General features: G+C 52.6%; 17 protein-coding genes. All 17 read left to right on the top strand.

All coding sequences use genetic code 11. From position 1 onward, the window contains the following. The first annotated feature begins 321 nt into the window (after positions 1 to 321). The 17 genes from rpoB to rpmC all read left to right on the top strand — a co-directional run bounded on the left by rpoB (position 322) and on the right by rpmC (position 17,658). Positions 322 to 3,894 (top strand): DNA-directed RNA polymerase subunit beta, encoded by a 3,573-nt coding sequence (gene rpoB, locus NSS88_RS07965; protein ID WP_328212359.1) that lies wholly within the window; start codon positions 322 to 324, stop codon positions 3,892 to 3,894. Positions 3,895 to 4,006: 112 nt separating this feature from the next. Next, the gene (gene rpoC, locus NSS88_RS07960; protein WP_033017247.1) at positions 4,007 to 7,606 is read left to right on the top strand and encodes a DNA-directed RNA polymerase subunit beta'; all 3,600 of its coding nucleotides are present in this window, start codon (positions 4,007 to 4,009) and stop codon (positions 7,604 to 7,606) included. Positions 7,607 to 7,743: 137 nt separating this feature from the next. Further along, positions 7,744 to 7,992, top strand: coding sequence for a 50S ribosomal protein L7ae-like protein (locus NSS88_RS07955; RefSeq protein WP_033017245.1), 249 nt, complete (start codon positions 7,744 to 7,746; stop codon positions 7,990 to 7,992). Between the two features lie 90 nt (positions 7,993 to 8,082). Next, positions 8,083 to 8,505, top strand: a complete 423-nt coding sequence (rpsL, locus tag NSS88_RS07950; RefSeq protein WP_033008650.1) for a 30S ribosomal protein S12 — start codon at positions 8,083 to 8,085, stop codon at positions 8,503 to 8,505. A 39-nt stretch (positions 8,506 to 8,544) separates the two neighbouring features. After that, the gene (rpsG, locus tag NSS88_RS07945; RefSeq protein WP_033008652.1) at positions 8,545 to 9,015 is read left to right on the top strand and encodes a 30S ribosomal protein S7; all 471 of its coding nucleotides are present in this window, start codon (positions 8,545 to 8,547) and stop codon (positions 9,013 to 9,015) included. Between the two features lie 169 nt (positions 9,016 to 9,184). Beyond that, positions 9,185 to 11,263: an elongation factor G gene (gene fusA, locus NSS88_RS07940; protein WP_055358131.1), complete on the top strand. Its 2,079-nt coding sequence runs from the start codon at positions 9,185 to 9,187 to the stop codon at positions 11,261 to 11,263. 128 nt (positions 11,264 to 11,391) lie between these two features. Beyond that, on the top strand, positions 11,392 to 12,579 hold the full coding sequence (gene tuf / locus NSS88_RS07935; RefSeq protein ID WP_055358130.1) for an elongation factor Tu: 1,188 nt from the start codon (positions 11,392 to 11,394) through the stop codon (positions 12,577 to 12,579). Between the two features lie 350 nt (positions 12,580 to 12,929). Then, a complete protein-coding gene (gene rpsJ, locus NSS88_RS07930; protein ID WP_008881945.1) occupies positions 12,930 to 13,238 on the top strand; it encodes a 30S ribosomal protein S10 in 309 nt (102 codons plus the stop codon). Positions 13,239 to 13,258: 20 nt separating this feature from the next. Then, a complete protein-coding gene (rplC, locus tag NSS88_RS07925; RefSeq protein ID WP_033008659.1) occupies positions 13,259 to 13,900 on the top strand; it encodes a 50S ribosomal protein L3 in 642 nt (213 codons plus the stop codon). A 29-nt stretch (positions 13,901 to 13,929) separates the two neighbouring features. Beyond that, positions 13,930 to 14,553, top strand: coding sequence for a 50S ribosomal protein L4 (rplD, locus tag NSS88_RS07920; protein WP_033008661.1), 624 nt, complete (start codon positions 13,930 to 13,932; stop codon positions 14,551 to 14,553). Further along, positions 14,553 to 14,840, top strand: coding sequence for a 50S ribosomal protein L23 (gene rplW / locus NSS88_RS07915; protein ID WP_033008663.1), 288 nt, complete (start codon positions 14,553 to 14,555; stop codon positions 14,838 to 14,840). Before rplD ends, rplW begins: the two co-directional genes overlap by 1 nt. A gap of 27 nt (positions 14,841 to 14,867) precedes the next feature. After that, the gene (gene rplB / locus NSS88_RS07910) at positions 14,868 to 15,698 is read left to right on the top strand and encodes a 50S ribosomal protein L2 (RefSeq protein ID WP_011229623.1); all 831 of its coding nucleotides are present in this window, start codon (positions 14,868 to 14,870) and stop codon (positions 15,696 to 15,698) included. Between the two features lie 33 nt (positions 15,699 to 15,731). Then, on the top strand, positions 15,732 to 16,010 hold the full coding sequence (rpsS, locus tag NSS88_RS07905) for a 30S ribosomal protein S19 (protein WP_003247570.1): 279 nt from the start codon (positions 15,732 to 15,734) through the stop codon (positions 16,008 to 16,010). Between the two features lie 18 nt (positions 16,011 to 16,028). After that, entirely contained in the window at positions 16,029 to 16,370 is a 342-nt protein-coding gene (gene rplV / locus NSS88_RS07900; protein WP_033008668.1) for a 50S ribosomal protein L22, read from the top strand. A gap of 3 nt (positions 16,371 to 16,373) precedes the next feature. Further along, positions 16,374 to 17,030 carry a 30S ribosomal protein S3 gene (rpsC, locus tag NSS88_RS07895; RefSeq protein WP_033008670.1) on the top strand — a complete coding sequence of 219 codons (657 nt, stop codon included), beginning with the start codon at positions 16,374 to 16,376 and terminating at the stop codon, positions 17,028 to 17,030. A gap of 2 nt (positions 17,031 to 17,032) precedes the next feature. Beyond that, entirely contained in the window at positions 17,033 to 17,458 is a 426-nt protein-coding gene (rplP, locus tag NSS88_RS07890; protein WP_011229627.1) for a 50S ribosomal protein L16, read from the top strand. After that, positions 17,458 to 17,658, top strand: coding sequence for a 50S ribosomal protein L29 (rpmC, locus tag NSS88_RS07885; RefSeq protein ID WP_011229628.1), 201 nt, complete (start codon positions 17,458 to 17,460; stop codon positions 17,656 to 17,658). Before rplP ends, rpmC begins: the two co-directional genes overlap by 1 nt. The last annotated feature ends 8 nt before the right edge of the window (positions 17,659 to 17,666 follow it).

The raw sequence follows: 17,666 nt of genomic DNA, 5'->3' as shown, positions 1-17,666 counted from the left end.
TGATGGAAAAAATGATAAAATCAATATACAGCTAAACATATGGTTTTCTACTGGATAGAAACCATTTTCTTTTTTTCTCCATCCAACGCCTGGTTTCCTCGCACCGGGAGCGTGTGAAATCCCCTTACCGAAACGGCGGCGTCATAGCTGAACCGTTTCCGTCCGGATGGCGGGGGCCAGCCGCATGCATGCCTAGCGCTTTGCCCCGGAATGGCGGAGCGGCCGACGGCCTTGGCGGCATATGCCGCCAAGGCGGCTGGATCAATGCGATGTTCCGCTTCCGGTTTTCACTAATGTCTACATTTGAGGGGTGAATCACTCTTGACAGGCCGACTAGTTCAATACGGGCGACACCGCCAACGCAGAAGCTATGCACGCATCAGCGAAGTGCTGGAATTGCCGAACTTGATCGAAATTCAAACGTCCTCCTACCAATGGTTTCTCGATGAAGGGCTGCGGGAAATGTTTAGGGAAATTTCCCCGATTGAAGACTTTTCCGGCAATCTCTCGCTTGAATTTATCGACTATAGTTTAGGAGAACCGAAATATACGGTCGAAGAGGCGAAAGAACGCGACGTTACATATGCGGCGCCGCTTCGCGTCAAAGTTCGCTTGATTAATAAAGAAACGGGCGAAGTGAAAGAACAAGACGTGTTTATGGGCGATTTTCCGCTCATGACGGAAACCGGAACGTTTATTATCAATGGGGCGGAACGCGTCATTGTTTCCCAGCTCGTCCGTTCGCCAAGCGTCTATTACAGCGACAAAGTTGATAAAAACGGCAAACGCGGCTACTCGGCGACAGTGATTCCGAACCGCGGCGCATGGCTTGAATATGAAACCGATGCGAAAGACGTCGTTTACGTTCGCATCGACCGTACCCGTAAACTGCCCGTTACGGTGCTTCTCCGTGCGCTTGGGTTCAGCTCCGACCAAGAAATCATCGATCTGCTCGGCGACAACGAATACTTGCGCAATACGCTTGAAAAAGATAATACCGACAGCACGGAAAAAGCGTTGATTGAAATTTACGAGCGTCTTCGTCCGGGAGAACCGCCGACGCTTGAGAATGCGAAAAATTTGCTGGCGTCGCGCTTTTTTGATCCGAAGCGCTATGACTTGGCGAGCGTCGGGCGCTATAAAATCAACAAAAAGCTTCATATTAAAAACCGTTTGTTCAACCAGCGGCTAGCGGAAACGATCGTCGATCCGGAAACGGGAGAAGTCATCGCTGAAGCTGGAGCGATGATCGACCGCCGGACGCTGAACCGCCTGCTGCCGTATTTGGAAAAAGGAGTCGGGCTGCGGACGTACCGTCCGGCTGAGGGAGTGGCGGATGGTCCGATTGAGGTGCAGACCGTGAAAATTTATGCACCGAATGATCCGGACAACGAAAAGGTAATCAACATCATCGGCAACGGCTTTATTGCGGAAGATGTCAAACATATTACGCCGGCGGACATCATTGCATCGATCAGCTATTTCTTCAACTTGCTCCACGGCGTCGGCGATACGGATGACATCGACCATTTGGGCAACCGCCGCCTCCGTTCGGTCGGCGAACTGCTGCAAAACCAATTCCGCATCGGCTTGTCGCGCATGGAACGCGTCGTGCGCGAGCGCATGTCGATTCAAGATACGAACACGATCACGCCGCAGCAGCTGATCAACATCCGCCCAGTGATCGCAGCGATCAAAGAGTTTTTCGGCAGCTCGCAGCTGTCGCAGTTCATGGATCAAACGAACCCATTGGCCGAACTGACGCACAAGCGGCGTCTGTCCGCGCTTGGCCCCGGTGGATTGACGCGCGAGCGCGCCGGGTTTGAAGTGCGCGACGTTCACTATTCGCACTACGGGCGGATGTGTCCGATTGAAACGCCGGAAGGTCCGAACATCGGACTCATCAACTCGCTGTCCACTTACGCGAAAGTGAACAAGTTCGGCTTTATTGAAACGCCATACCGGCGCGTCGATCCGGAAACAGGTCGGGTAACGGACCAAATCGATTATTTGACAGCCGATGAAGAGGACAATTACGTTGTAGCGCAGGCGAACGTACCGCTTGCGGAGGACGGCACGTTCCTTGAAGAAAACGTCATCGCCCGTTTCCGCGGCGAGAACATCGTCGTCAAGCGCGATCGCGTCGACTACATGGACGTTTCGCCGAAGCAAGTTGTCTCGGCGGCGACGGCGTGCATCCCGTTTTTGGAAAATGACGACTCGAACCGCGCCTTGATGGGGGCGAACATGCAGCGGCAAGCCGTGCCGCTGTTGGAACCCGAAGCGCCGATCGTCGGCACAGGCATGGAGTATGTTTCGGCGAAAGACTCGGGCGCGGCGGTGATTTGCAAGCATCGCGGCATCGTCGAGCGCGTCGAAGCAAAGGAAATTTGGGTGCGTCGGCTGATTGAAGTGGACGGCAAAGAAGTCAAGGGTGATCTAGATAAATATCGGTTGCTGAAATTCGTCCGGTCGAACCAAGGCACGTGCTACAACCAGCGGCCGATCGTGAAAAAAGGCGATATCGTGGAGAAGGGCGAAATTTTGGCCGATGGCCCGTCGATGGATAAAGGCGAATTGGCGCTTGGTCGCAACGTGCTTGTTGCCTTTATGACATGGGACGGCTACAACTACGAAGATGCGATCATCATGAGCGAACGGCTCGTCAAAGAAGACGTGTATACGTCAATCCATATTGAAGAGTATGAAGCCGAATCGCGCGACACGAAGCTCGGTCCGGAAGAAATTACACGCGACATCCCGAACGTCGGTGAAGATGCGTTGAAAAACTTGGATGAGCGCGGCATCGTCCGCATCGGTGCAGAAGTGAAAGACGGCGATTTGCTCGTCGGCAAAGTGACACCGAAAGGAATGACCGAGCTGACGGCTGAGGAGCGGCTGTTGCATGCGATCTTCGGCGAAAAAGCGCGCGAGGTGCGCGATACGTCGCTGCGCGTCCCGCACGGTGGCGGCGGCATTGTCCTTGACGTCAAAGTGTTCAACCGCGAAGACGGCGACGAACTCCCGCCGGGCGTGAACCAGTTGGTGCGCGTCTATATCGTGCAAAAGCGGAAAATTTCCGAAGGCGATAAAATGGCAGGCCGCCACGGAAACAAAGGGGTTATCTCCCGCATTCTTCCGGAAGAAGATATGCCGTTCTTGCCGGATGGCACGCCGATTGACATCATGTTGAACCCGCTCGGCGTTCCGTCGCGGATGAACATCGGGCAAGTGTTTGAGCTGCATCTTGGCATGGCGGCGAAAAAACTTGGCTTGCATATCGCTTCCCCAGTCTTTGACGGAGCGACGGAGGAAGATGTTTGGAACATTCTTGAAGAAGCCGGCATGGCGCGCGATGCCAAAACGGTGCTGTATGACGGGCGGACGGGCGAACCGTTTGACAACCGCGTGTCGGTCGGGATCATGTACATGATCAAGCTTGCCCACATGGTCGACGACAAACTCCACGCTCGCTCGACCGGCCCGTACTCGCTTGTCACCCAGCAGCCGCTCGGCGGTAAGGCGCAGTTCGGCGGCCAGCGCTTTGGCGAGATGGAAGTATGGGCGCTTGAAGCGTACGGTGCGGCGTATACGCTGCAGGAAATTTTGACCGTCAAGTCTGACGATGTGGTTGGCCGCGTCAAAACGTACGAAGCGATCGTCAAAGGGGAAAACATTCCGGAACCGGGCGTGCCGGAGTCGTTTAAAGTGTTGATCAAAGAGCTGCAAAGTCTAGGGATGGACGTCACGATTTTGACGAGCGACGAACAGGAAATCAACATGGAAAACTTTGACGACGATGATGATCATGCGCCGGATGCGATCATGGTCGATGTGAAACCGGCTGAACCGGAAGAAGCCAGCGAAGAAAAAGATGCGGTAACGAAAGAGTAACCGGCAATGGCGAAAAGGCGGGGAGCGTTTCCCCGCCCGCGGCCATTGAGGCGAACGGATGACGAACAAGCCATGGAGCAAAACCGACGGATCAAAGAGGGAGGTATACCCCTTGCTAGATGTCAATAAATTCGAGTACATGAAAATCGGGCTCGCTTCCCCGGAGAAAATTCGTTCTTGGTCGTACGGTGAAGTCAAAAAGCCGGAAACGATCAACTACCGGACGCTAAAGCCGGAAAAAGACGGCTTGTTTTGCGAACGCATTTTCGGCCCGACAAAAGACTGGGAATGCCATTGCGGCAAGTATAAGCGCGTCCGCTACAAAGGGGTTGTCTGCGACCGCTGCGGCGTTGAAGTGACGCGGTCAAAAGTCCGCCGCGAACGGATGGGTCATATTGAGCTCGCTGCTCCGGTTTCCCACATCTGGTATTTCAAAGGCATCCCGAGCCGGATGGGGCTTGTGCTTGATATGTCGCCGCGGGCGCTCGAAGAAGTGATTTATTTTGCCTCTTACGTCGTCACCGATCCCGGCGATACGCCGCTGGAGAAAAAACAACTGCTGTCGGAAAAGGAATACCGCGCCTATCGCGAGAAATACGGCCAGTCGTTCCAAGCGTCGATGGGGGCGGAAGCGATCAAAAAGCTGCTTCAGGACATTGATTTGGATAAAGAAGTGGCGGCGTTGAAAGAAGAACTAAAGACGGCGCAAGGACAGCGGCGCGCCCGTATCATTAAACGGCTTGAAGTGCTTGAGGCGTTCCGCAGCTCCGGAAACGACCCAGCGTGGATGGTGCTAGATGTATTGCCGGTCATTCCGCCGGAATTGCGCCCGATGGTCCAGCTCGATGGGGGCCGGTTTGCGACATCGGACTTAAACGATTTGTACCGCCGCGTCATTAACCGCAACAACCGGCTGAAGCGCCTGCTTGACCTTGGCGCGCCGAATATTATCGTCCAAAACGAGAAACGGATGCTCCAGGAAGCGGTCGACGCCTTGATTGACAACGGCCGCCGCGGCCGTCCGGTGACCGGGCCGGGGAACCGCCCGTTAAAATCGCTTTCCCACATGCTGAAAGGGAAGCAAGGGCGCTTCCGGCAAAACCTGCTCGGCAAACGCGTTGACTACTCCGGCCGTTCCGTCATTGTCGTCGGTCCGAACTTGAAAATGTATCAATGCGGCCTGCCGAAAGAAATGGCGCTCGAGCTGTTTAAGCCGTTCGTCATGAAGGAGCTTGTGGAGCGGGGGTTGGCGCACAACATTAAAAGCGCGAAACGGAAAATTGAGCGCGTCCACCCTGAGGTATGGGATGTGCTTGAAGACGTCATTAAAGAGCATCCGGTGCTGCTCAACCGCGCCCCGACGCTTCACCGTCTCGGCATTCAAGCCTTTGAGCCGACGCTCGTCGAAGGCCGGGCCATCCGCCTTCATCCGCTCGTTTGTACGGCATACAACGCCGACTTCGACGGCGACCAAATGGCGGTGCACGTGCCGCTGTCGGCCGAGGCACAAGCGGAAGCGCGCCTGTTGATGCTGGCGGCGCAAAACATTTTGAACCCGAAAGACGGAAAGCCGGTCGTGACACCTTCCCAAGACATGGTGTTAGGAAACTATTACTTGACGATGGAACGCGAAGGGGCGATCGGCGAAGGCATGGTGTTCAAAGATACGGACGAAGCGCTGCTCGCTTACCATAACGGTTATGTCCATCTCCACTCGCGCATCGCCGTCCATGCCGGCTCGCTGAAAAATGAAACGTTTACCGAGGAGCAAAACAACAAACTGCTCTTAACGACGGTCGGCAAACTGATTTTCAACGAAATTTTGCCCAACTCGTTCCCGTACATTAACGAGCCGACAACGGAAAACATCGAAGGGCGGACGCCGGACAAGTATTTCCTTGACAAAGGGGTCGACGTGCGCGAGGAGATTCGCAAGCGCGAGCCTGTGCCGCCGTTTAAGAAAAAAGTGCTCGGGCAAATTATTGCTGAAGTGTTCAAGCGGTTCAAAATCACCGAGACGTCAAAAATGCTGGACCGCATGAAAGACCTCGGTTTCCAATATTCGACGAAAGCCGGGATTACGATCGGCGTCGCTGACATTGTCGTCTTGCCGGAAAAACAAGAAATTTTGGATGAGGCGCAAGCGAAGGTCGATACCGTCTTAAAGCAGTTCCGCCGCGGGTTGATCACCGACGAAGAGCGGTATGAGCGTGTCATCTCCATCTGGAGCGCGGCGAAAGATAAAATCCAAGACCGCTTGATGAAATCGCTCGATAAGCGCAACCCGATCTTTATGATGAGCGATTCCGGAGCGCGGGGGAACGCGTCGAACTTTACGCAGCTCGCCGGGATGCGTGGCTTAATGGCCAACCCGGCCGGCCGGATCATCGAACTGCCGATCAAATCGTCGTTCCGCGAAGGGCTGACGGTATTGGAGTACTTTATCTCGACGCACGGCGCCCGAAAAGGGTTGGCGGATACGGCGCTCAAAACGGCCGACTCGGGATATTTGACGAGACGTCTCGTCGATGTGGCGCAGGATGTCATCGTCCGCGAAGAGGATTGCGGCACCGACCGCGGCATTTTGGCACGCGCATTGACGGATGGCACCGAGGTCGTCGTCAAGCTGGAAGAACGGCTTGTCGGCCGCTATGCGCACAAAACGGTGCGCCATCCGGAAACCGGTGAAGTGATCGTCCGCAAAGATGAAATGATCACTGAAGACATTGCAAACGAAATTATTAAGGCGGGCATTACGGAAGTGTGGATCCGCTCCGTCTTTGCCTGCAACACGCGCCATGGCGTATGCAAAAAATGCTACGGCCGCAATATGGCGACGGGCATGGATGTGGAAGTTGGCGAGGCGGTCGGCATTATCGCCGCTCAATCGATCGGTGAGCCGGGCACGCAGCTGACGATGCGGACGTTCCATACGGGCGGCGTCGCCGGGGACGACATTACCCAAGGTTTGCCGCGGGTGCAGGAGCTGTTTGAGGCGCGCAATCCGAAAGGGCAAGCGGTCATTTCCGAAATCGACGGCACGGTCATTTCCGTGAACGAAACGCGCGACAACCAATATGAGATCGTTGTTCAAGGCGAGGTCGAAACGCGCACGTACGTTGCTCCATACAACGCGCGGATCAAAGTGGAAGAAGGACAGCGCGTCGAGCGCGGTCAGGAGCTGACAGAAGGCTCGGTCGACCCGAAACAGTTGTTGCGCGTGCGCGACATTACTTCTGTGCAAGAATACTTGCTCCGCGAAGTGCAAAAAGTATACCGGATGCAAGGGGTTGAAATCAGCGATAAGCATATTGAAGTGATGGTGCGGCAAATGCTGCGCAAAGTGCGCGTTGTCGATGCCGGCGATACGGATGTGCTGCCGGGCACGCTTTTGGACGTCCACCAGTTTACCGATGTCAACGCCCAAGCCATCCGCGAAGGAAAGCGACCGGCGACAGCCCGCCCGGTGCTGCTGGGTATTACGAAAGCGTCGCTTGAAACGGATTCGTTCTTGTCCGCGGCTTCGTTCCAAGAAACGACGCGCGTCCTGACCGACGCCGCCATCAAAGGGAAGCGGGATGAGCTGCTCGGCTTGAAAGAAAACGTCATTATCGGCAAACTTGTCCCAGCCGGAACGGGCATGGCCCGCTATCGAAAAGTAAAACCTGCCGTCAAGAAGGAAACGGCTGGCGATACGGTTCCATCGAAGTAAAAAGTAGAGATCGGTCGGTTCAAGGCAACCTTTGACCGGCCGGTCCTTGATGAAAAAAATCCAGTTGACAATGAACAAAGAAAATGGTAGTCTAATAAAGGTGTTCCAACAACCTGGTACTTTGGAGGATATGTTACATGTCTTATGAAAAAGTATTGCAGGCTGGGAAAATCGTCATTGGAACCAAACAAACGATAAGGGCTTTAAAGGAAGGGAAAGTAACGGAAGTGATCGTAGCGGAAGATGCCGATTTGCCGATTATCGAAAAAGTGACCGCTGCTGCCAATGAAGCGAACGTGCCGGTCACGAAAGTCGACTCGATGAAAAAGCTCGGCAAAGCATGCAAAATCCAAGTCGGCGCGGCTGCGGTGGCGATTCTCCGTTGACCAGTTTGCCTTTAAACCTTTGTTTGCATACATGATGAACCACCTGGATATGTGGGCTTAAACGATACATGTGAAAGGAGGAACTTTTTCATGCCTACAATCAACCAATTAGTCCGCAAAGGACGCGAGAAAAAAGTATTTAAATCGAAATCCCCTGCGTTGAACAAAGGGTACAACAGCTTCAAAAAAGAACAAACAAACGTGGCGTCTCCGCAAAAACGTGGCGTCTGCACGCGTGTCGGCACGATGACGCCGAAAAAACCGAACTCGGCGCTTCGGAAATATGCCCGTGTCCGTCTGACGAACGGGATCGAGGTAACGGCTTACATCCCGGGGATCGGCCATAACTTGCAAGAACACAGCGTTGTGCTGATCCGCGGCGGACGTGTTAAAGACTTGCCAGGGGTGCGCTACCATATCATCCGCGGTGCGCTTGATACGGCTGGCGTTGCCAACCGGATGCAAGGTCGTTCGAAATACGGTGCGAAAAAACCAAAAGCAGCGAAAAAGTAATGAAGTGAAGAGAATGTTTTCCTGAAGGGAGGAAAAACTATGCCACGTAGAGGCCCTGTTGCTAAACGTGACGTATTGCCAGACCCAATTTACAATTCAAAACTTGTTACCCGTTTGATCAATAAAATTATGATCGACGGAAAAAAATCAAAAGCGCAAAAAATTCTTTACACTGCCTTTGATATTATTCGTGAACGAACGGGTAAAGATCCAATGGAAGTGTTTGAGCAAGCGCTGAAAAACGTGATGCCGGTGTTGGAAGTGCGCGCTCGCCGCGTCGGCGGAGCGAACTACCAAGTTCCGGTCGAAGTCCGTCCAGATCGCCGCGTCTCCCTCGGATTGCGCTGGCTTGTGCAATACGCCCGCCTTCGCGGAGAGAAAACGATGGAAGAACGCTTGGCGAACGAAATTATGGATGCTGCCAACAACACGGGCGCAGCGGTGAAAAAACGCGAAGATACGCACAAAATGGCCGAAGCGAACAAAGCGTTTGCCCACTACCGCTGGTAAGAATAGCTGCTTGAAAGGAATAGGTGAAAAGGCGCAATCGACGGCCTGTTCACCTATCTTCCTACATATTTCGGCTTTTTGGCCGCGTGCGCGATCATTTCTCTGCAGAACAAGAGGATGGAGGCGCCATCTATCTATTTTATTTTGAAGGAAGGAGAAAATAACCACTATGGCAAGACAGTTCTCCTTGGAAAATACTCGCAACATCGGGATCATGGCGCACATTGACGCCGGGAAGACGACGACGACCGAACGGATCTTGTTCTATACAGGCCGTGTTCATAAAATCGGGGAAGTGCATGAAGGCGCAGCCACGATGGACTGGATGGAGCAAGAGCAAGAGCGCGGGATCACGATCACGTCGGCGGCGACAACGGCACAATGGAAAGGCCACCGCATCAACATCATCGATACGCCGGGGCACGTCGACTTCACGGTTGAGGTTGAACGTTCGTTGCGCGTATTGGATGGAGCTATCACGGTTTTAGACGCGCAGTCAGGTGTAGAGCCGCAAACGGAAACGGTTTGGCGCCAAGCGACGACGTATGGCGTTCCGCGGATCGTGTTCGTCAACAAAATGGACAAGATTGGTGCGGACTTCTTGTATGCGGTGAAAACGCTCCATGACCGCTTGCAAGCAAACGCTCACCCGGTGCAGCTGCCGATCGGCGCTGAAGACCAGTTCTCTGGCATTATCGACTTGGTTGAAATGTGTGCATACCATTACCACGATGAGCTCGGCAAAAACATTGAGCGCATTGAGATTCCGGAAGAATATCGCGATATGGCAGAAGAGTACCATAACAAGTTGGTTGAGGCGGTCGCTGAGCTGGATGAAGAATTAATGATGAAATATTTGGAAGGTGAAGAGATCACGAAAGAAGAGCTGAAAGCCGCCATCCGCAAGGCGACGATCAGCGTTGAATTCTTCCCGGTCTTCTGCGGCTCGGCGTTTAAAAACAAAGGTGTTCAGCTGCTTCTTGACGGCGTTGTCGACTACTTGCCGTCTCCGGTAGACATTCCGCCCATCCGCGGGGTGATTCCGGATACGGAAGAAGAAGTAACGCGTGAAGCGCGCGACGACGCTCCGTTTGCGGCGCTGGCATTCAAAATTATGACCGACCCGTATGTCGGGAAATTGACGTTCTTCCGCGTATACTCGGGAACGCTCGATTCCGGTTCGTACGTCATGAACTCGACGAAACGCAAACGCGAACGGATCGGCCGCTTGCTGCAAATGCACGCCAACCATCGGGAGGAAATCTCGAAAGTATACGCCGGCGACATTGCGGCAGCAGTAGGTTTAAAAGATACGACAACCGGCGATACTCTATGTGATGAGAAAAACCTCGTCATCCTAGAATCGATGCAGTTCCCAGAGCCGGTTATTTCGGTCGCGATCGAACCGAAATCGAAAGCAGACCAAGACAAAATGGGTCAAGCGCTGCAAAAATTGCAAGAAGAAGACCCGACGTTCCGCGCTCACACCGACCCGGAAACAGGGCAAACGATCATTTCCGGGATGGGCGAGCTGCATCTTGACATCATCGTTGACCGGATGCGCCGTGAGTTCAAAGTTGAGGCGAACGTCGGCGCGCCGCAAGTTGCTTACCGCGAAACGTTCCGCAAATCGGCCCAAGTCGAAGGCAAATTCGTTCGCCAGTCCGGCGGTCGCGGTCAATACGGTCACGTTTGGATCGAATTCTCGCCGAACGAACGCGGCAAAGGCTTCGAATTCGAAAACGCCATTGTCGGCGGTGTCGTTCCGAAAGAGTATGTGCCGGCCGTCCAAGCTGGTTTGGAAGAAGCGATGCAAAATGGCGTCTTAGCTGGCTATCCGATCGTCGACATTAAAGCGAAACTGTTCGACGGATCGTACCACGACGTCGACTCGAGTGAAATGGCGTTCAAAATCGCCGCTTCATTGGCGCTGAAAAACGCCGCGACGAAGTGTGAGCCGGTTCTCCTTGAGCCGATCATGAAAGTCGAAGTTGTCATCCCTGAGGAATACCTCGGCGACATTATGGGTGACATCACGTCTCGCCGCGGTCGCGTTGAAGGGATGGAAGCGCGCGGGAATGCCCAAGTCGTGCGCGCGATGGTACCGCTGGCCGAAATGTTCGGTTATGCGACATCGCTCCGTTCGAACACGCAAGGGCGCGGAACATTCTCGATGGTATTTGATCACTACGAAGAAGTTCCGAAAAACATCGCCGATGAAATTATCAAAAAAAATAAAGGCGAATAATTGATTTCTCTTGCTAGTTCCGCTATAAATACTTATGTAAGTAAGACTTGGGAACATTTTGTTCCCAAGCATCCTATACTTACCTAACTATACAAATTCATATTTTACTTTTAAGGAGGATCTTTCTCATGGCTAAAGCGAAATTTGAGCGCACGAAACCGCACGTCAACATTGGCACGATCGGCCACGTTGACCATGGGAAAACGACGTTGACAGCTGCGATCACGACGGTTCTTGCGAAACAAGGGAAAGCCGAAGCAAAAGCGTACGACCAAATCGACGCAGCTCCGGAAGAGCGTGAACGCGGGATCACGATTTCGACGGCCCACGTCGAGTATGAAACAGATGCTCGTCACTACGCGCACGTTGACTGCCCGGGCCACGCTGACTACGTCAAAAACATGATCACGGGCGCAGCGCAAATGGACGGTGCAATCCTTGTTGTATCGGCAGCTGACGGTCCGATGCCGCAAACGCGCGAACACATTCTTCTCTCCCGCCAAGTCGGCGTTCCGTACATCGTTGTTTTCTTGAACAAATGCGACATGGTGGACGACGAAGAATTGCTTGAACTCGTTGAAATGGAAGTTCGCGACCTTCTCTCTGAATACGACTTCCCGGGGGATGAAGTGCCGGTTATCAAAGGTTCGGCATTAAAAGCGCTCGAAGGCGATCCGAAATGGGAAGAAAAAATCATTGAATTGATGAACGCGGTTGATGAGTACATCCCGACTCCGCAACGTGAAGTTGACAAACCGTTCATGATGCCGATTGAGGACGTTTTCTCGATCACAGGCCGTGGTACGGTTGCGACGGGCCGTGTTGAGCGCGGTACGCTCAAAGTCGGTGACCCGGTTGAAATCATCGGTCTTTCTGACGAGCCGAAAGCCACGACGGTTACGGGTGTTGAAATGTTCCGTAAACTTCTTGACCAAGCAGAAGCTGGAGACAACATCGGTGCGCTTCTCCGCGGTGTATCGCGCGACGAAGTTGAGCGTGGCCAAGTATTGGCAAAACCGGGCTCAATCACGCCGCATACGAAATTTAAAGCACAAGTTTACGTTCTGACGAAAGAGGAAGGCGGACGCCATACTCCGTTCTTCTCGAACTATCGTCCGCAATTCTACTTCCGCACAACGGACGTAACAGGCATCATCACGCTTCCGGAAGGCGTTGAAATGGTTATGCCTGGCGACAACGTTGAGATGACGGTTGAGCTGATCGCACCGATCGCGATCGAGGAAGGAACGAAATTCTCGATCCGTGAAGGCGGCCGTACAGTTGGCGCTGGTTCCGTATCGGAAATCATCGAGTAATCAAGAAAAAAGGATGTCCAACGATTGGACATCCTTTTTTCTTTATCCTGGCTGCCAGAGAATCCTATTCATCACCGTTCTTTCAATCTTTGACGCGGCTTTGCCAAACTTCACCGTTTGGGTGTCTTGTTGAAAATGAGGCCGCCGCTATGTATAATGAGGAAGTGTGGGAAAAGCGAAGAAATCACTTGCAATCTCGCTTACATACGAGTATAATATCAAATGTTGGTCTTTGACTGCGATGAAGTGGAAGGTTGCTGACACACCCGGCCGCTTTGCCACGGCGGTGTGCAGGAAATTTCCATGGAGAAGTCTATTTTCAAAATAGGCGAAGAAGGAGGGAAACCAAAATGGCAAAAGAAAAAATCCGTATTCGTTTAAAGGCTTATGATCATCGAATTTTAGATCAATCGGCAGAGAAAATCGTCGAAACGGCAAAACGTTCTGGGGCGAAAGTGTCGGGGCCGATCCCGCTGCCGACGGAAAGAACGGTCTATACGATTTTGCGTGCCGTTCACAAGTACAAAGACTCTCGTGAACAATTCGAAATGCGGACACACAAACGTTTGATTGACATTATCAATCCGACTCCGCAAACGGTTGATTCGTTGATGCGGCTGGATTTGCCGTCGGGCGTTGATATTGAAATTAAACTTTAATCGATTAGGAGGTGTGACGAATGACGAAGGGAATCTTAGGCAGAAAAATCGGTATGACGCAAATATTTGCGGAAAATGGCGATTTGATTCCGGTTACTGTCATCCATGCAACGCCAAACGTCGTGTTGCAAAAGAAAACGATCGAAAACGACGGTTATGAAGCGATCCAATTAGGGTTTGAAGATATTAGCGAAAAACGCGCCAACAAACCGCAAATTGGCCATGCTGCCAAAGCAAACACGGCACCTAAGCGCTTCATTCGTGAAATTCGCGGCGCCAACATCAATGAGTATGAAGTTGGCCAAGAAGTAAAAGTGGACATTTTCAGCGAAGGCGACATCGTCGATGTCACAGGCATTTCCAAAGGGAAAGGATTCCAAGGGGCCATTAAGCGCCACGGCCAGTCGCGCGGGCCAATGGCTCACGGTTCTCGCTATCATCGTCGCCCGGGTTCGATGGGTGCCATCGCGCCAAACCGCGTATTCAAAACGAAAAACTTGCCGGGACGCATGGGCGGCGAGCGTGTGACGATTCAAAACTTGAAAATTGTCAAGGTCGATCCGGAACGTAACTTGTTGCTCATCAAAGGGAACGTACCGGGCCCGAGAAAAGGATTAGTGATCGTAAAAAGCGCCGTTAAAGCGAAAGCGAAGGCGAAATAACATTTGGCCGAGAAAGGAGGAACTACGTAATGCCAAAAGTAGCATTATATAACCAAAACGGGCAGACAGTCGGAGAAATCGAGCTGAACGATGCCGTTTTTGGGATTGAACCGAATAAACACGTATTGTTCGAAGCTGTCATTATGCAGCGCGCCTCGATGCGCCAAGGAACGCACAAAACGAAAAACCGCGCGGAAGTGAGCGGCGGCGGCCGCAAACCGTGGCGTCAAAAAGGGACAGGACGCGCCCGCCAAGGTTCGATTCGCGCTCCGCAATGGCGCGGCGGCGGTACGGTCTTTGGTCCGGTTCCGCGCAGCTACAGCTACAAATTGCCGAAAAAAGTCCGTCGTTTAGCGATCAAATCGGCATTGTCTTCAAAAGTGCTCGAAAACGACATCGTGGTACTGGACCAATTGTCGCTTGAAGCACCGAAGACGAAGGAAATGGTCAAAATTTTAAACAATCTCTCGGTGGATCGGAAAGCACTCATTGTGACCGACGAACTCAATGAGAATGTATATTTGTCGGCGCGCAACATCCCGGGCGTCAAAGTCGTTCCAGCCAACGGCATCAACGTGCTTGACGTGTTAAATCACGATAAGCTCGTCATTACGAAGGCGGCCGTGGAGAAAGTAGAGGAGGTGCTTGCATAATGAAAGACCCTCGCGACATTATTAAGCGCCCCATCATCACGGAAAACACAATGAATTTGATCGGGCAAAAGAAATATACGTTTGAGGTCGACGTCAAAGCGAACAAAACGGAAGTGAAAGACGCGGTCGAGAAAATTTTTGGCGTCAAAGTCGAGAAAGTCAACATCATGAACTATAAAGGGAAATTTAAACGCGTCGGCCGCTACAGCGGCTATACGAACCGCCGCCGCAAAGCGATCGTTACGCTGACGCCAGACAGCAAAGAAATCGAACTGTTTGAAGTGTAAGACTAAAAGCGAAGGAGGGACATTCCGATGGCGATTAAAAAATACAAACCGACATCGAACGGCCGTCGCGGCATGACGGTGCTTGATTTCTCGGAGATCACGACAGACCAGCCGGAAAAATCGCTGCTTGCTCCATTAAAGAAAAAAGCAGGCCGCAACAACCAAGGGAAAATTACCGTTCGCCATCAAGGCGGGGGTCATAAGCGTCAATACCGGATCATCGACTTTAAGCGTGACAAAGATGGAATTCCAGGACGCGTTGCTACGATTGAGTACGATCCGAACCGCTCGGCGAACATCGCGCTCATCAACTATGCAGACGGTGAAAAACGGTACATCATCGCGCCGAAAAACTTAAAAGTCGGCATGGAAATCATGTCGGGTCCGGATGCGGACATTAAAATCGGGAATGCATTGCCGCTTGAAAACATCCCGGTCGGTACGCTTGTCCACAACATCGAATTGAAGCCGGGACGCGGCGGGCAATTGGTGCGCGCAGCCGGAACGTCGGCGCAAGTGCTCGGGAAAGAAGGCAAATATGTCATCGTTCGCCTCGCTTCGGGCGAAGTGCGCATGATTTTGGGCAAATGCCGCGCTACTGTCGGTGAAGTCGGCAACGAGCAGCACGAACTTGTCAACATCGGGAAAGCAGGGCGCGCTCGCTGGTTAGGCATCCGTCCGACTGTTCGCGGTTCGGTTATGAACCCAGTTGATCATCCGCACGGCGGTGGTGAAGGGAAAGCACCGATCGGACGCAAGTCGCCGATGACGCCGTGGGGCAAACCGACGCTCGGATACAAAACGCGCAAAAAGAAAAACAAATCGGATAAATTCATCATTCGCCGCCGTAAGAAATAATGAACGAGCGCAATTCAGAAGGGAGGTTCACTTATGGGTCGCAGCTTGAAAAAAGGTCCGTTTTGCGATGAACATTTGATGAAAAAAATCGAAAAGCTCAATGAAACTGGGCAAAAACAAGTGATCAAAACATGGTCTCGCCGTTCGACGATCTTCCCGCAGTTTGTCGGCCATACGATCGCCGTATATGACGGCCGCAAACATGTACCGGTATACATCACAGAAGACATGGTCGGGCACAAATTGGGTGAATTTGCGCCGACGCGCACGTTCCGCGGCCATGCTGGCGATGACAAGAAAACAAAACGGTAATGAGAGGAGGTTCTGGATATGCAAGCTAAAGCTGTTGCGAGAACCGTTCGCATCGCTCCTCGTAAAGCGCGCTTAGTCATTGACTTGATCCGTGGGAAGGAAGTGGGCGAAGCATTCGCGATTTTGCGCCACACGCCAAAAGCGGCTTCCCCGATCATTGAAAAAGTGTTGAAATCGGCTGTTGCCAACGCTGAACACAACTATGACATGGACGTCAACAACTTGGTCATTTCCCAAGCGTACGTTGATGAAGGTCCAACGTTGAAACGTTTCCGTCCGCGTGCGATGGGCCGGGCAAGCGCCATTAATAAACGCACAAGCCATATTACAATCGTCGTGTCAGAAAAGAAGGAGGGATAATCCGTGGGTCAAAAGGTCAATCCGATCGGTCTGCGCATCGGCATCATTCGTGACTGGGAATCGAGATGGTATGCGGAAAAAGACTATGCAGACCTCGTGCATGAGGACTTAAAAATCCGTGAATACATCAACAAACGTTTGCAGGACGCAGCCGTTTCCCGCGTAGAGATTGAACGCGCCGCCAACCGCGTCAATGTGACGATCCATACGGCGAAACCGGGCATGGTCATCGGGAAAGGCGGTTCGGAAGTGGAAGCGCTCCGCAAAGCGCTCACGCAATTGACCGGCAAACGCGTTCACATCAACATCGTTGAAATCAAAAAACCGGATTTGGATGCGAAACTTGTTGCGGAAAATATTGCCCGCCAGCTTGAAAACCGCGTATCGTTCCGCCGGGCGCAAAAACAAGCGATTCAACGGGCGATGCGCGCCGGGGCGAAAGGGATCAAAACGATGGTGTCCGGCCGCTTAGGCGGTGCAGAGATTGCACGTTCGGAACATTACAGCGAAGGGACGGTTCCACTCCATACGCTGCGCGCTGACATTGACTATGCGACGGCAGAAGCCGATACGACGTACGGAAAAATCGGCGTGAAAGTATGGATTTACCGTGGGGAAGTCCTTCCGACAAAGAAAAAAGCTGAGGAAGGAGGAAAATAATCATGTTAATGCCAAAACGCGTCAAATATCGCCGTGAACATCGCGGACGGATGAAAGGCCGCGCCAAAGGCGGTACGGAAGTTCATTTTGGTGAATTCGGCCTGCAAGCGCTGGAATCGGCTTGGATTACGAACCGGCAAATTGAGGCCGCCCGTCGGGCAATGACCCGCTACATGAGACGGGGCGGAAAAGTATGGATTCGCATTTTCCCTTCGAAACCATACACAGCGAAACCGCTTGAAGTGCGGATGGGTTCCGGTAAAGGGGCTCCGGAAGGCTGGGTTGCCGTTGTCAAACCAGGCAAAGTGATGTTTGAAGTGGGCGGTGTTTCCGAGGAAGTGGCACGTGAAGCGTTGCGTTTGGCTTCTCACAAACTTCCGATCAAATGCAAATTCGTAAAACGTGAAGAAACTGGTGGTGAAGCGTAATGAAAGCGAAAGAAATCCGTGAATTAACCACTGCCGAAATCGAACAAAAAATTAAAGCGTTGAAGGAAGAGTTGTTCAACCTTCGCTTCCAGCTGGCGACGGGCCAACTGGAAAACACGGCGCGCATCCGCCAAGTGCGCAAAGACATCGCCCGTATGAAAACGATCATTCGCGAACGTGAGCTCGCTGCCAATAAATAATGTTTGAG

This window comes from Geobacillus sp. FSL W8-1251 (genome assembly GCF_038005945.1).
Classification (GTDB): Bacteria; Bacillota; Bacilli; order Bacillales; family Anoxybacillaceae; genus Geobacillus; species Geobacillus stearothermophilus.
This window is presented reverse-complemented; position numbering and strand designations above follow the sequence as displayed.

Coding starts and splice junctions, on each gene's coding strand:
- NSS88_RS07955 (WP_033017245.1), top strand. CDS start 7,744: ATGTCTTATGAAAAAGTATTGCAGGCTGGGAAAATCGTCATTGGAACC.
- rpsL (WP_033008650.1), top strand. CDS start 8,083: ATGCCTACAATCAACCAATTAGTCCGCAAAGGACGCGAGAAAAAAGTA.
- rpsG (WP_033008652.1), top strand. CDS start 8,545: ATGCCACGTAGAGGCCCTGTTGCTAAACGTGACGTATTGCCAGACCCA.
- fusA (WP_055358131.1), top strand. CDS start 9,185: ATGGCAAGACAGTTCTCCTTGGAAAATACTCGCAACATCGGGATCATG.
- tuf (WP_055358130.1), top strand. CDS start 11,392: ATGGCTAAAGCGAAATTTGAGCGCACGAAACCGCACGTCAACATTGGC.
- rpsJ (WP_008881945.1), top strand. CDS start 12,930: ATGGCAAAAGAAAAAATCCGTATTCGTTTAAAGGCTTATGATCATCGA.
- rplC (WP_033008659.1), top strand. CDS start 13,259: ATGACGAAGGGAATCTTAGGCAGAAAAATCGGTATGACGCAAATATTT.
- rplD (WP_033008661.1), top strand. CDS start 13,930: ATGCCAAAAGTAGCATTATATAACCAAAACGGGCAGACAGTCGGAGAA.
- rplW (WP_033008663.1), top strand. CDS start 14,553: ATGAAAGACCCTCGCGACATTATTAAGCGCCCCATCATCACGGAAAAC.
- rplB (WP_011229623.1), top strand. CDS start 14,868: ATGGCGATTAAAAAATACAAACCGACATCGAACGGCCGTCGCGGCATG.
- rpsS (WP_003247570.1), top strand. CDS start 15,732: ATGGGTCGCAGCTTGAAAAAAGGTCCGTTTTGCGATGAACATTTGATG.
- rplV (WP_033008668.1), top strand. CDS start 16,029: ATGCAAGCTAAAGCTGTTGCGAGAACCGTTCGCATCGCTCCTCGTAAA.
- rplP (WP_011229627.1), top strand. CDS start 17,033: ATGTTAATGCCAAAACGCGTCAAATATCGCCGTGAACATCGCGGACGG.
- rpmC (WP_011229628.1), top strand. CDS start 17,458: ATGAAAGCGAAAGAAATCCGTGAATTAACCACTGCCGAAATCGAACAA.